Annotated in this window: 11 protein-coding genes and 2 pseudogenes; 6 read left to right on the forward strand and 7 right to left on the reverse strand. The window is 62.0% G+C overall.

Annotated elements, in window-relative coordinates; translation table 11 throughout:
- Positions 1-75 precede the first annotated feature (75 nt).
- Together AC07XM_RS23965 and AC07XM_RS23970 are read right to left on the reverse strand one after the other, a co-directional pair.
- Positions 76-573 carry a PaaI family thioesterase gene (locus AC07XM_RS23965; RefSeq protein WP_096426551.1) on the reverse strand — a complete coding sequence of 166 codons (498 nt, stop codon included), beginning with the start codon at positions 571-573 and terminating at the stop codon, positions 76-78.
- Between the two features lie 57 nt (positions 574-630).
- Positions 631-2,014: pseudogene (locus AC07XM_RS23970) on the reverse strand (amino acid permease).
- A gap of 256 nt (positions 2,015-2,270) precedes the next feature.
- On the opposite strand from AC07XM_RS23970, the gene gcvA reads away from it, so the two are divergent.
- Both gcvA and AC07XM_RS23980 read left to right on the forward strand, forming a co-directional pair.
- Positions 2,271-3,167, forward strand: coding sequence for a transcriptional regulator GcvA (gene gcvA / locus AC07XM_RS23975; RefSeq protein ID WP_016488207.1), 897 nt, complete (start codon positions 2,271-2,273; stop codon positions 3,165-3,167).
- Positions 3,168-3,402: 235 nt separating this feature from the next.
- A complete protein-coding gene (locus tag AC07XM_RS23980; protein WP_016488208.1) occupies positions 3,403-4,653 on the forward strand; it encodes a 2-aminoadipate transaminase in 1,251 nt (416 codons plus the stop codon).
- Between the two features lie 3 nt (positions 4,654-4,656).
- Here the strand turns inward: AC07XM_RS23980 and AC07XM_RS23985 are convergent, their stop codons facing one another.
- Positions 4,657-4,959: a hypothetical protein gene (locus tag AC07XM_RS23985; RefSeq protein ID WP_016488209.1), complete on the reverse strand. Its 303-nt coding sequence runs from the start codon at positions 4,957-4,959 to the stop codon at positions 4,657-4,659.
- A gap of 140 nt (positions 4,960-5,099) precedes the next feature.
- Between AC07XM_RS23985 and AC07XM_RS23990 the strand changes: the two genes are divergently transcribed.
- Together AC07XM_RS23990 and fusA are read left to right on the forward strand one after the other, a co-directional pair.
- The gene (locus AC07XM_RS23990) at positions 5,100-5,525 is read left to right on the forward strand and encodes a hypothetical protein (RefSeq protein ID WP_016488210.1); all 426 of its coding nucleotides are present in this window, start codon (positions 5,100-5,102) and stop codon (positions 5,523-5,525) included.
- Between the two features lie 73 nt (positions 5,526-5,598).
- Positions 5,599-7,710, forward strand: a complete 2,112-nt coding sequence (fusA, locus tag AC07XM_RS23995; RefSeq protein WP_016488211.1) for an elongation factor G — start codon at positions 5,599-5,601, stop codon at positions 7,708-7,710.
- A 112-nt stretch (positions 7,711-7,822) separates the two neighbouring features.
- On the opposite strand, the gene AC07XM_RS24000 is transcribed toward fusA, so the two are convergent.
- Entirely contained in the window at positions 7,823-9,265 is a 1,443-nt protein-coding gene (locus tag AC07XM_RS24000; RefSeq protein WP_016488212.1) for a SulP family inorganic anion transporter, read from the reverse strand.
- A gap of 74 nt (positions 9,266-9,339) precedes the next feature.
- Positions 9,340-11,049, reverse strand: coding sequence for a S8/S53 family peptidase (locus tag AC07XM_RS24005; protein WP_102689831.1), 1,710 nt, complete (start codon positions 11,047-11,049; stop codon positions 9,340-9,342).
- Between the two features lie 112 nt (positions 11,050-11,161).
- On the opposite strand from AC07XM_RS24005, the gene AC07XM_RS24010 reads away from it, so the two are divergent.
- A complete protein-coding gene (locus AC07XM_RS24010; RefSeq protein ID WP_172455952.1) occupies positions 11,162-11,926 on the forward strand; it encodes a secretin N-terminal domain-containing protein in 765 nt (254 codons plus the stop codon).
- A 493-nt stretch (positions 11,927-12,419) separates the two neighbouring features.
- Positions 12,420-13,745 (forward strand): isocitrate lyase, encoded by a 1,326-nt coding sequence (aceA, locus tag AC07XM_RS24015; protein ID WP_016488214.1) that lies wholly within the window; start codon positions 12,420-12,422, stop codon positions 13,743-13,745.
- A gap of 131 nt (positions 13,746-13,876) precedes the next feature.
- Here aceA and AC07XM_RS24020 read toward each other — a convergent pair.
- Positions 13,877-14,136, reverse strand: a pseudogene (locus AC07XM_RS24020) (DUF3077 domain-containing protein); the annotation flags it as partial.
- A gap of 158 nt (positions 14,137-14,294) precedes the next feature.
- Positions 14,295-14,511, reverse strand: a 217-nt coding sequence (locus AC07XM_RS24025; protein ID WP_102689832.1) for a hypothetical protein, incomplete at its 5' end; no start/stop codon positions are given.

Below are 14,511 nucleotides of genomic sequence, written 5' to 3' on the forward strand. Positions count from 1 at the left end.
CTGGGGAATGAACCTGTCACTCTAGAGACATCCCCGGCCGCTGACCATCACCGACCACTCATCCGGGCCGGCAACTCAAGCCTGGCCATGGGCCTTGAGTTTGAGCTTTTCGGTATCGACACGGACAAACACCGAGTCGGCCGTCACCGTCAGCACATCCTCGGCCCAGACCTCGCAAATCACCCGGCTTTTGCGCCCCACCTCCCCTTCGACTCGGGCTTTGAGCAAAAGCTCCCCACCCATCGGGGTAGGTTTCAGGTAAGTCAGGTTGAGTGTGCCAGTCACGCAATCGATACGCGGCAGGCTGCCTGGCTCGCGGCCTTCGTTGCGGTAGTGGTAGGCCATGGCCGCCCAGTTGGAATGGCAGTCGACCAGCATCGCCAGCAGGCCGCCGTAAACCAGGCCGGGCCAGCCGATAAAGGTGCTGTCGGGTGCGTGCCGGCATATCAGGTGGATGCCGTCGGTGTCCCAGTGGCTTTGCAGGTGCAGCCCACTGGGGTGGGCGCAGCCGCAGCCGTAGCAGGTGCCTTCAGGCGCCGCAAGGGCCTGAAGGGAGAGTGGGTGGTCAGTCATACGCTTCCTGTGCTTGTTGGAATGGGGGCGCGCAACGCCCCCATTAAAGCAGAAACATCAGGCGGCTTGGGCAACCCCCTGGGCACGCCGTTGGGTCAGCGAAACCAGCAGGATGAATGCTGTCACCCCAGCGGTCATCAGGGTTTCATAGCGGTAGGCATCGCTGAACAGCATGTAGCCCAGCACCATGACGATGGTGCCGATCACCAGCCAGGTCAGCCAGGGGAACAGCCACATCTTCAGCTCCAGCGGGCGCCCTTCGCGGTCCGCACGCGCACGCATGCGCAGCTGCGACACGGCAATCACCAGGTACACCAGCAAGGCGATGGCGCCGGTGGTGGACAGCAAGAAGCCGAACACCTTACCCGGGAACACATAGTTGACCAGGCACCCGGCAAAACCGGCCAGCGTCGAGAAGATGACCGCCACGGTCGGCACGCCCGAGCCGGAGATACGCTTGGTCATGCTCAGTGCCTGGCCACGGGCGCCCAGCGAATACAGCATGCGCGACGCGGTGTACAGGCCCGAGTTCATGCAACTGGTCACTGCAACCAGCACCACCAGGTCGACCAACAGCTTGGCGCCTGGCACGTTCAGCACTTCCAGCACGCGCTGGAACGAACCGACTGCTTTCAGCGCAGGGTCATTCCAGGCTACCAGCGACACCACCAAGGAAGATCGACGCCAGGTAGAAGATGGCAATGCGGTACACCACCAGGTTGGTGGCACGGCGGATCTTGTCTTTCGGGTTTGCGGTTTCGTCAGCGGCAATGGTGACGATTTCGGCGCCGAAGAACGAGAAGATGGTGATCAGCACACCACCGAGCACCGTGCCGAACCCGTTGGGCATGAAGCCGCCGTTGTCCCACAGCCGGCTGACTCCGGACACCTCGGCCAGCGGCCAGAAGCCGAATACCGCCAGGCTGCAGACCACAATGAAGGCAATGATCGCCACCACCTTGACCAGTGCGAACCAGTACTCGAAGGCACCAAAGTTCTTCACGCTGATCAGGTTTGTGCACGACAGCACCAGCATGATCAGGAAGGCGAACAACCAGGACGGTACGCCGGGGAAGTAAGCATGCAGGATGTCGGCGCCAGCGATGGCCTCCACCGGAATGATCAGCACCCAGAACCACCAGTACAACCAGCCGATGGTAAAGCCCGCCCAAGGGCCGATGGCTTCTGAGGCATAGGTGGAGAACGAGCCGCTGTTAGGGTTGGCGATGGCCATTTCGCCCAGCATGCGCATCACCAGCAATACCAGCAGGCCGGTCATGGCGTAGGAAATGAGGATGGCCGGGCCGGCGGTGGCGATGGCGTTCGACGAGCCGATGAACAGGCCGGCGCCGATGATGCCGGCAATGGAGATCATGGACACCTGACGGGAAGTCAGGCCGTGCTGCAGGGAACGCTGTTTCTTGTTGTCTTGCGAAGCCATGAAGAACCCTCGAATGGGTCGGCCGCGACAAAGCGGCTGAAGGTCGGAGCAGAATTCTTGTAAATTTCTGATAGTCGTTTTTGTTGTTTTGCAGATGCCGGAAGCGGGTACTGACCTCCTCTTCACATGACCGGTTGTAATCGTTGATCCAGGTCAGTATTAATCTATAGGCCGGGGTCAACAAACGACCTTTTCGAACCACATGATTCCGCTTTGGAATGAACTCCTTCCTTTTTTTGCTCGGTATTTGCCCGTCATGTCCAAACGCCTGATGCCTTCGACCACCGCCCTTCAGTGCTTCGAAGCGGCTGCCCGCCACCTCAGCTTCACCCGCGCGGCCCAGGAACTGCACCTGACGCAAAGCGCCGTCAGCAAGCAGGTGGCGCAGCTCGAAGACATGCTCTCGCACTCCCTGTTCCAGCGCATTCGTCGGCGCCTGCACCTTACCCCGGCGGGTGCGCTGTACCTCACCGAAGTGAACAAGATCCTCACCCAGATCGATATTTCCAGCCGCTACATCCTCAGCTACGGCGACGAAACCGAAGTGCTGCGTATTGCTACCCAGCCTACCTTCGGCGCGCGCTGGCTAGTGCCCAAGCTCAAGGGTTTCGGCGACCGCTACCCCCGCATTCACCTGGACGTGCGCAACGAGCTGGAGCCATTCGACCTGGTGCAGGCCAAGGCCGACGTGGCTTTTTTCTTCGGCCAGGGCACCTGGCCTGGGGCCACTTGCATCGAGCTGTTCAGCGAAGAAGTGGTACCGGTATGCAGCCCGCAGCTGCTGGCCAACCACCCCTTTGAAAGCGCCCAGGCGCTTACCGAGCACCGCCTGCTGCAATGCGTGTCGCGCCCGGAGGCCTGGCATGAATGGTTCCTGGGGTTGGGGCTACACAGCCAGAACAGCTACCACGGGCCGCGTTTCGACACGTTCTACCTGTGCATCCGCGCAGCGATCGCCGGTTGCGGCATAGCCCTGATTCCGCGCTACCTGGTGGCCGAGGAGCTGAGCGAGGGCAAGCTGGTGGTGGCCTGGGACCACCCGGTGGCGAGCAACGGCAAGCACTTTATCGCGCATGCCGAGCATGCGGCCGAAGTGCCCAAGATCAGGGCCTTTGTGCAGTGGATTCGGGAGCGGGTGGCTGAGGGGGACTGACTTAACCTATACCGGCCTCTTCGCGGGCTTGCCCCCTCCCACAGGATCACCACAGGTTCGAACACTGTGCATAACCTGTGGGAGCGGGCAAGCCCGCGAAGAGGCCGGCACAGGCAACACACATACCGGCCAGTTCACGAATTCAGGGAATGACCGCAATCGAATAATTCGTTTGCGGAATAACCCCCCAACACGCTTGGATAATAAGAAACTTGAACAAAGGTCCCGCGTGCCCATGAACCAGGAAAGTATCAGCCCATCCATCGCCATCGTTCACCCGATCACACTTTCCCATGGCCGTAATGCCGAAGTCTGGGACACCGACGGCAAACGTTACATCGACTTTGTCGGCGGTATCGGCGTGCTCAACCTGGGCCACTGCAACCCCGCCGTGGTCGAAGCCATCCAGGCGCAAGCCACCCGTCTGACCCACTATGCCTTCAACGCCGCACCCCACGGTCCATACCTGGCGCTGATGGAACAGCTGAGCCAGTTCGTACCGGTCAGCTACCCGTTGGCCGGCATGCTCACCAACAGCGGTGCGGAAGCTGCAGAAAACGCTCTTAAAGTCGCCCGCGGTGCTACAGGCAAACGCGCCATCATTGCCTTCGACGGCGGCTTCCACGGCCGTACCCTGGCCACCCTGAACCTCAATGGCAAGGTAGCCCCTTACAAGCAACGGGTCGGCGAGCTGCCCGGACCGGTGTACCACCTGCCCTACCCCAGCGTGGATACCGGGGTTACCTGCGAGCAGGCGCTTAAGGCCATGGAGCGCCTGTTCAGCGTGGAGCTGGCCGTGGAAGACGTGGCAGCGTTCATCCTCGAGCCGGTGCAGGGCGAAGGCGGTTTCCTCGCCCTCGACCCGGCCTTCGCCCAGGCCTTGCGCCGCTTCTGCGACCAACACGGCATCCTGATCATCATCGACGAGATCCAGTCCGGCTTCGGCCGCACCGGCCAGCGCTTCGCCTTCCCGCGCCTCGGCATCGAGCCCGACCTGCTGCTGCTGGCCAAGAGCATCGCCGGCGGCATGCCGCTGGGGGCGGTGGTCGGGCGCAAGGAATTGATGGCAGCACTGCCCAAGGGCGGCCTCGGTGGCACCTACTCGGGCAACCCGATTGCCTGTGCGGCGGCGTTGGCCAGCCTGGCGCAGATGACCGACGAAAACATCGCCACCTGGGGTGAGCGCCAGGAGCAGGCCATCGTCAGCCGCCACCAGCGCTGGAAGGCTTCGGGTCTGAGCCCGTACATCGGCCGACTGACCGGCGTGGGCGCCATGCGCGGCATCGAATTCGTCAATGCCGACGGCAGCCCGGCGCCGGCGCAACTGGCCAAGGTAATGGAGTCGGCACGGGCCAAGGGCTTGCTGCTGATGCCCAGCGGCAAGGCGCGACACATCATCCGCCTGCTGGCCCCCTTGACCATCGAAGCCGAGGTGCTCGAGGAAGGGCTGGATATCCTCGAGCAGTGCCTGGTGGAGCTGAACTGAGGCTTACAGGCCCAGTTCTTCGGGGGTCAGCATGTCGGATTCGAAGGCGATCCAGCCGCCTTCGAGTTCGGCGTGGCCGTTGACGATCGGGCCGTAGTAGGTCAGGCCGTTCTCCAGGGTCACGCAGATGTGCGTGGCCTGTTTTTCAGGTGCCGCGAGCGTACCGACGAAATGCACCTTCTTCAGGGTTTCGGTCACCGCTTCCAGGCCCACGCGCATGCTGGGGTTTTCCGAAGCTTCGGTATCTCCGCCACGGTCTTCGGCGCTGATGGTCACGGTGGCGGTGTACGGGTACTTGGTGCTCAAACGGGGTTACCTCAGTGGGTGTGTAGGCGTAAGGGCGCGTAGAGTACGGCAGGTGGTCTCTGTTGTCTCTACAGGTGATCTGAATGCCCCGATCTGTTAGGGTGCCCGCCGATGCACGCCACACCACACGAGGATCCCGAGTGAGCGCCGAAGAACCCCTGATCGCCGACCTGTTCGATGTCGATAAACGCCTGTCCCTCAAGCCCGTCGTGGACTTCAACAGCTACCTGCGCAACGCCTTCGGCGAAGGCCCGTGCCGCTGCCACCGCTGCACTGAAGGGGGTGACGAAAGCACCTACAGCCACGCCCACACCTTCACTTTTGCAAGCCGCCAGTGCCATCGCCGCTTCGCCAGTACATCAGGCAGCGATGTCGCCCAGGTATTGAAAAAGGCCTGGCTGTCGTACACCAAGGCCGACCTCAACCTGGTCGGCCCACTGGACCTGGCCACCCTCAAGACCTTCACCGAAGCGGACCTGCACCCGCGCCTGCTGGCGCTGCTCACGGCCAGTGGCCTGGCCCGTGAAGTGGATGGCCAATGGATGCTGCAAGCCCAGGCCGACTGACGGCCCGGCGGCAGGGCAGGATTCCACCGGTCTGCTAACGTGGTGGAATCCGCCCATCCGCAGGTAGTCCGCCATGGCCCGCACAACCCCCATCGAGCTATACCGCAATATCGGCATCGTCGCCCACGTGGACGCCGGCAAGACGACCACTACCGAGCGGATCCTGTTCTACACCGGGGTCAACCACAAGATGGGTGAGGTGCACGATGGCGCCGCGACCATGGACTGGATGGCCCAGGAGCAGGAACGCGGCATCACCATCACGTCGGCGGCCACCACGGCATTCTGGCAAGGCTCGACCAAACAGTTCGCGCACAAATACCGCTTCAACATCATCGATACCCCCGGCCACGTCGACTTCACCATCGAGGTGGAGCGTTCATTGCGCGTGCTCGATGGCGCGGTGGTGGTGTTCAGCGGCGCTGACGGGGTAGAGCCTCAGTCCGAGACGGTCTGGCGCCAGGCCAACAAATACCATGTGCCTCGCCTGGCCTACATCAACAAGATGGATCGCCAGGGCGCCGACTTCCTGCGGGTGGTCAAGCAGATCGACCAGCGCCTGGGGCACCACCCGGTGCCGATCCAGCTGGCCATCGGCAGCGAAGAAAACTTCATTGGCCAGATCGACCTGGTAAAGATGAAGGCCATCTACTGGAACGACGCCGACAATGGCACCAGCTACCGCGAAGAAGAAATTCCGGATGACCTGCGCGCGCTCGCTGACGAATGGCGCGCTCACCTGGTGGAAGCCGCTGCCGAAGCCAACGATGAGCTGACCCTGAAGTTTCTCGATGGTGAGGAGCTGAGCGTCGAAGAAATCAAGGCTGCCCTGCGCCAACGCACCATTGCCAACGAAATCGTCCCGACCATTCTCGGCTCATCGTTCAAGAACAAGGGTGTACCGCTGATGCTGGATGCGGTAATCGACTACCTGCCCGCCCCCTCGGAAATTCCTGCCATCCGCGGCACCGACCCGGACGACGAAGAAAAGCACCTGGAACGGCACGCCGACGACAAAGAGCCGTTTTCAGCCTTGGCTTTCAAGATTGCCACCGACCCGTTCGTCGGCACCCTCACCTTCGCCCGCGTGTATTCCGGCGTGCTCAGTTCCGGCAACGCGGTACTCAACTCGGTCAAAGGCAAGAAGGAACGCATCGGCCGCATGGTGCAGATGCATGCCAATCAGCGTGCCGAAATCAAGGACGTGTGCGCAGGCGACATCGCCGCGCTGATCGGCATGAAGGACGTGACCACCGGCGACACCCTGTGCGACCTGGACAAACCAATCATCCTCGAACGCATGGATTTCCCTGACCCGGTGATTTCCGTGGCCGTGGAGCCGAAGACCAAGGCCGACCAGGAAAAAATGGGCATCGCCCTGGGCAAGCTGGCCCAGGAGGACCCGTCATTCCGCGTACGTACCGACGAAGAGACCGGCCAGACCATCATCTCGGGCATGGGCGAGTTGCACCTGGACATCATCGTCGACCGCATGCGCCGCGAGTTCAACGTCGAGGCCAACATCGGCAAGCCGCAGGTGGCTTACCGGGAAAAAATCCGCAATACCTGCGAGATCGAGGGCCGTTTTGTGCGCCAGTCCGGCGGCCGTGGCCAATACGGCCATTGCTGGATCCGTTTCGCCCCCGGCGACGAGGGCAAGGAAGGCCTGGAGTTCATCAACGAGATCGTCGGCGGCGTGGTACCGCGCGAGTACATACCCGCGATCCAGAAGGGCATCGAAGAGCAGATGAAGAACGGCGTGCTTGCCGGCTACCCGCTGATCAGCCTCAAGGCTGCCGTGTTCGACGGCTCGTACCACGATGTCGACTCCAACGAGATGGCCTACAAGATCGCTGCTTCAATGGCCACCAAGCAGCTGTCGCAGAAAGGCGGCGCGGTGTTGCTGGAACCGGTGATGAAGGTGGAGGTGGTGACGCCGGAGGAATACCAGGGCGACATTCTGGGCGACCTCAGCCGGCGCCGCGGGATGATCCAGGACGGTGACGAAACACCGGCTGGCAAGGTGATCCGCGCCGAGGTGCCGTTGGGCGAGATGTTCGGCTACGCCACCTCGATGCGGTCGATGACCCAGGGCCGGGCCAGCTTCTCGATGGAGTTCACCCGCTATGCCGAGGCCCCGGCGAGCATTGCCGATGGCATCGTCAAGAAAAATCGCGGGGAGTAAGTGGCTCTCCTGTTCCGGCCCCTTCGCGGCTAAAGCCGCTCCCACAAGGGATCGCATACCCCTGTGGGAGCGGCTTTAGCCGAAGGGGCCGGAACAGGCAGCCACAATTTTTTCAATGCTGCTCGCCAGCCCGCTTCAACAGCTTCTTGCACCGCTCCGACAAATGCACAACGCGCAAATGCTTGCCCGCCTTGGCATAGCGCTCGCGCAGGGTCTTGAGCGCCGCAATTGCCGAATAATCGACAAAGCTCAAATGCTGGCAATCCAGCGTGACCTGGGCCGGGTCCTGGGCCGGGTCGAACTGGTTGAGGAACGAGGCGGTCGAGGCAAAGAACAGGGTGCCATGTACCTGATAACGCTTGCCACCTTCAGCGTCCTCATGGCTGTCGGCGTACAGCTCTCGCGCATGCTGCCAGGCAAAGTTGAGCGCCGCGATGACGATGCCGAACAGCACCGCCATGGCCAGGTCGGTAAATACCGTCACCACGGTCACCGCAATGATCGCCAGCACATCGTTCACCGGCACCTTGTGCAGCACCCGCAGCGACGCCCAGGCGAAGGTCTGCTGGGCCACCACGAACATCACCCCGACCAGCGCTGCCAGCGGAATACGCTCGATCAGCGGCGACAGGAACAACACGAACAGCAAGATCATCACCCCGGCCACTACCCCGGACAGCCGGCCGCGCCCGTTGGAACTGAGGTTGATCACCGTCTGGCCAATCATTGCGCAACCGCCCATGCCACCGCACAGGCCCGAAACCATGTTCGCCGCACCCAGCGCCACGCATTCGCGGTCCGGGAAACCACGGCTCTCGGTCACTTCATCGGTCAGGTTGAGGGTGAGCAAGGTCTCCAGCAGGCCGACCATCGCCATCAGCACCGCGTAGGGGGCGATGATCTTCAGGGTGTCCAGATTCCAGGGTACATCCGGCAGCGCCAGCCCCGGCAGACCGCCTGCGATGTGCGCCATGTCGCCCAAGGTGCGGGTGGGCAGGTCGAGCAGGTACACCAGCAAGCCAACGCCCAGGATCGCCACCAGCGCCGGCGGTACCGCACGGGTCAATTTCGGCAGCACGTAGACCACCGCCATGGTCAGTGCCACCAAGCCGATCATCAGGTACAGCGGCGCGCCGCTGAGCCAGTGCTCACCCGCCTTGAAGTGCTCAAGCTGCGCCATGGCGATGACGATGGCCAGGCCATTGACGAAGCCGAGCATGACCGGGTACGGCACCAGGCGTACCAGCTTGCCCAGCCGTAGCAGGCCGAACAGGATCATCACCACGCCACCCAGCAGCACCGTGGCCAGCAGATACTGCGCGCCGTGCTGCACCACCAGCGCGACGATCACCACCGCCATGGACCCGGCAGCGCCGGAAATCATCCCCGGTCGACCGCCAAAGAGCGCCGTCAGCGTACAAATGATAAACGCGCCATACAGGCCCATCAGCGGGTTGAGGTGCGCCACCAGGGCAAAGGCGATGCACTCGGGCACCAGGGCGAACGAGGTGGTCAGGCCGGCGAGCAGGTCGGCGCGTATTCGGGCGGGCTTCATGGGTTTCCTGTGATGCGGGACATTACAAAAACGAGGGCGCGATGTTACGGAATTTGTCTGACAGCGGCCACCGTTCAGCGCACCCGCTCCCGGCTCTGCACTGCCAGGTCCAGCGCACGCTGCATGTCCAGCCGCGCTGAACGCCCCAGGTCTGGGTGGTTCAGGCGCCCTCCACGTTCCGAAGGCAGGATCGGCGCCGTCAGGTCTTCGGCATCCATCGCCTCGAAATCCTGCTCGGTGCCCAGGGTCAGGGCACTGCGCCGCAACAGCATGCGCACCTGTTCCGGGGTCAGGGCCGGGTTGATCGACAGCATCGTTGCAACGGTGGCAGTCACCAAGGGTGTTGCGTACGACGTGCCGCAATGCGCAGCAGCGGCAGCCGCTGGGCGAATGCAGGCAGCGGCACTGACATCCACGCGCATGTCGATGTTGGAACTGTGGCGCTTGCGCACATGCTCGGGGGCTTCGACCGCCGTCGCCTTGTCGCTGCGCTGGTGCCCGCCCACCACCAGCAGTTGTTCGGTGATGAACGACGACGGCAGGCGGTATTCGTCGGTACCTGACCACGACGCACCGTTACCCGCCGAATTCACCACCATCACATCTGGATGCTCTTTGCGCAGCCAGAGAAAGAACTCCTCAAGCAATTCCTCGTAACCACTCATCGCCAGCCCGGAACGCACCAGCGAATCGACCTCATCACCGTTGACATCGCGTGCGCCTACCCGGTGGATGCCCCAGCTCCAGTTCAGCACCCGCACGCCATCCTCGACCAGGTTTACCGATGCAGCGATGTTGGCGGTGATGCCTGCATCGGAGTTGCGCTCTACAATCACCTCGAAGCCAGGGCTGTGCTTGCCCAGCCCCGGCAAAAAACCCTCACCCTGTGCGGCGAGAATGCCTGCGACATGGCTGCCGTGGCTGGTCGCGCGATCCCCGTCGCGCGCGTACAGGCAGGTCTGGCCCTGTTCGCAGCCGCCTCGGTATTGGCTGAACGCGGGGGCATCAAAATCCACTTCACGCTCGACTACCCCAACCCGCACGGGGTGCACCGGCAAGTGCGAAGCGCCAATCCGTCGCTGGTAGAAATACAGCGCATCCATGAACCGGTTGGCGGCCCATTCGTCCGCCTGGTCGATGGCCCGAGCGTCGCGGCCGCTGCCTTCTTCACCGCGCTCCGGTGCAGACTCCTCGACAACCACGGCATCCACGCTGAGTTCACTGCCCATGCGCAGGATCATCGCGTCACGCTGCACCAGGTCAGCCACCGGCAAGCGCAACTGGTAGACATTCAGCGGCGGTATCGCACCGACAACCTGGGCGCCGTATTTATCGGCAATACGCCGGGCCTCTCCAAGGCCTTCGTGTTTCTCCTCAATCAACAGGCTGACCAGGTCGACATAGGTGGTCAGGCCATCCATGTTCTTCGCCACCTCATCAGGCCTTGCGGCGACCACATGACTGCGCTGGCGGGTCAGCCATACAGGGTTGCTGGTACTGCTGCCAGACTCCAGCCAAAGCGGCGCGCTGCGCTGCGCTTGCTTCGCCAGCTTCAGCGTGAGCCGGTCACCTTGACGCTCGATATCCGCCGTTGACAGCCGCACACCGCCCAGCCATACCTTTGGCACATCTGCCCCGAGCCCCTCGGCACGCAGGCACCATTGCTGCTGGCTATCGCCGAACAAGTCGCCGCATCGCTGCAGCTGCTTGATCCGCAGCGTATCCGCTGCAGCCTGTGCACCAAGGCTGCAAAGCCATAACAGCAGGATCAGACTACCCTTCATGTAATCACCCCACGCGTTCCCTGTGAGTGCGACTGACGGCGCAGCTTAAAGGTTCATCTGCCCACCCCGGAGCGTGATCCAGATCCAGCAGGACATCCGCAAATTTGCCATCATGTTGATTCCACCTGCGGAGATCATGGACATGCCGCTACGCCCCTTTTTCGCCTCCCTGCTGCTCGTTGCCAGCCTCGCCGCCCAGGCGGCCACCGAGGTGGTGCCGCTGCAGCACCGCGCCAGCGCCGAACTGCTGCCTGCCGCACAGTCATTCATTGGCAAGGACGGCACGGTCAGCGCTTTCGAAAACAAGCTGATCGTCAACGCCAGCCCCGAGCGCATCAGCGACCTGCGCACTTTGCTGCAGCAACTGGACACCGCTCCCAAACGCCTGCTGATCAGCGTTGACAACAACGACAGCAACTTCCAGGACAACCGCGGTAACGCACGCGTCATCCACTACGGCACCAGCAACCGTGACGGCGGCATGCAGCAGGTTCAGGCCAGCGAAGGCCAGCCTGCACTCATTCAGGTTGGCCAGAGCATCCCGATTACCAGCACCAGCACCGACGGTTATGGGCGCATCCAGAGCAACACCGAATACCGCAATGTGACCCAGGGCTTTTATGTCACGCCCAGTTTGAGCGGTGACACGGTTCGTCTGCAAATCAGCACTAATAATGATCGCATCAGCCAGGAACGTGCAGATGTAGTGAAAGTGCAAAGCACCGACACGACCGTGACCGGCAAGCTCGGCGAGTGGATCACCCTGGCAGGCTACAACCAGCAGAGCCAAGCCGAGCGCAGCGCGTCAAGCCGCAGTTACAGCACCCAGCGCGGTGAAAACATGACTTTGCGGGTGAAAGTCGACCTTCTGGACTGATACCAGGCAATTCAAGGCCTCGACCAAAGGCCTTGAAACTGACTGACAAGTCGCATTAGACCAAAGATGTAGTAAGTGAAAAAATCCACTACAAAACATTTGACAGGGTCTTTTTCCCAAGGGCATGATGGCCTCGCTCCCGCTAATCAGGGGCCCTGGCAAGGGCCTTCGAGGCGTGCTCCTCCCACCCCCGGAGGCGCCTCGTGTCTATACGGCCCACAAGGCGGTTCGACGGGATTGCGACTGCAACGAAGAAGTTGTCCCGAGGGACGGAAGCGCATCACCGCAGTACTGGCAATCGCGTAGCACCGCAGCAAGGCAACCACGAGCCGACCTGCCGGAGCACACCTTCGCCCGGCCTGCCCACCCTTCCCCCTTCGAGCCTTCGCGTTCGCCGCCGCACTCCTGCGAACAGGACAGCCGCCAAGCGCCCTGATCTGCACCCGAGCATCAGCACAATTAACCCAAGATCGATGCGACGAGGTTTATTTCCATGGCACTGACACGCGAACAGCAAATTGCAGCCCTCGAGAAAGATTGGGCCGAGAACCCGCGCTGGAAAGGCGTGACCCGTACCTACACCGCCGCTGATGTCGTTCGCCTGCGTGGCTCCCTGCAGCCAGAGCACACCCTGGCCCGCCAGGGTGCAGAAAAACTGTGGAAGCTGGTCACCCAAGGTGCCCACCCGTCCTTCCGCCCAGACAAAGATTTCGTCAACTGCATGGGCGCCCTGACCGGTGGCCAGGCAGTGCAACAGGTCAAGGCCGGCATCCAGGCCATTTACCTGTCCGGCTGGCAGGTTGCCGCCGACAACAACTCGGCCGAGTCGATGTACCCTGACCAGTCGCTGTACCCGGTTGACTCGGTACCGACCGTGGTCAAGCGCATCAACAACTCGTTCCGCCGCGCCGACCAGATCCAGTGGAAAGCCGGCAAGAACCCGGGCGACGAAGGCTACATCGACTACTTCGCCCCAATCGTGGCTGACGCCGAAGCCGGTTTCGGTGGCGTGTTGAACGCCTATGAGCTGATGAAGAACATGATCGAAGCAGGCGCCGCCGGCGTGCACTTCGAAGACCAGCTGGCCTCGGTCAAAAAATGCGGCCACATGGGCGGCAAGGTACTGGTACCGACGCAGGAAGCCGTACAGAAGCTGGTGGCCGCGCGCCTGGCAGCTGACGTTTCCGGCGTGCCGACTATCATTCTGGCCCGTACAGACGCCAACGCCGCTGACCTGCTGACCAGCGACTGCGACCCGTACGATCAGCCGTTCGTGATTGGCGAGCGTACCCGTGAGGGCTTCTACAAGGTCCGCGCCGGTCTCGACCAGGCCATCTCTCGCGGCCTGGCTTATGCGCCATATGCCGACCTGATCTGGTGCGAAACCGCCAAGCCAGACCTGGACGAAGCCCGTCGCTTCGCCGAGGCCATCAAGAAGGAGTACCCGGACCAGATCCTGTCGTACAACTGCTCGCCGTCCTTCAACTGGAAGAAGAACCTGGACGACGCCACCATCGCCAAGTTCCAGCGCGAACTGTCGGCCATGGGCTACAAGCACCAGTTCATCACCCTGGCGGGCATCCACAACATGTGGCACGGCATGTTCAACCTGGCGCACGACTACGCCCGCAACGACATGACCGCCTACGTGAAGCTGCAAGAGCAGGAATTCGCTGACGCCAGCAAAGGCTACACCTTCGTGGCTCACCAGCAGGAAGTGGGCACTGGCTACTTCGACGACATGACCACTGTGATTCAGGGTGGCGCATCGTCAGTAACTGCATTGACCGGCTCGACCGAGGAAGAGCAGTTCCACTGATGGTGGGTTGCCACTGAAGAAAGACCCAGAGCTGCGGAAGCCCTGGGCCTTTCTTTTTGTCGATACCAGACCGACCAGAAATGCACGAAACCTGTAGGGGCGGCCCCGTGTCGCGAAAGGGCTACGGTATGTCAGTGCTTCATGCCCAGCTCTGCATCATCCTCAGCGCCTTGGCCATTGCACTCAGGTAGTGAGCAGCCCAGATCATCATGGGCTTCTCCTCCTTCAGGCCAGTGATGGTCAGTTCACGGACATAGCCCATCAATTCCGAAGATTGCTCGCGGGCGTCCCGACAGGGGATGCCGGGTTCGATGCGGAACAGTGGATGGGTGCCGTTTTCGCCTTGATAGAAAGTGGTCTGGCCGACGGTGAATTGGGTGTCTTCTGTTGTCTTTGTTCAATTCCCTGAAAATTCTCTAATGCCTGGGCCGGCCCCTTCGCGGGCACGCCCGCTCTCACAGGTACTGTGCAAGTCTTGCAGCCTGTGGTGATCCTGTGGGAGCGGGCGTGCCCGCGAAGGGGCCGGCCCTGACAACACATTAAGCAGCCTTAGTGCGAAGTCCTGCGCTCACTGGGCGCCTGCACCTGAACCAAAGCGGATTCAGGCAAAGCCCGTAGCGCCTCCAGCTCGTGCATGGAGGTCATCATCAGGATCGAAACTGGGGACTTGGGCTGAAGCAGCAACGCCTGATGCACCACGGTGGCTGCGTATAGTGCGTAGTCGCTGGCCTGGATCGGGGTGTCTTCGAGGGAGTGGGGGTTGTGG

The organism is Pseudomonas sp. GW460-LB5, assembly GCF_059423245.1.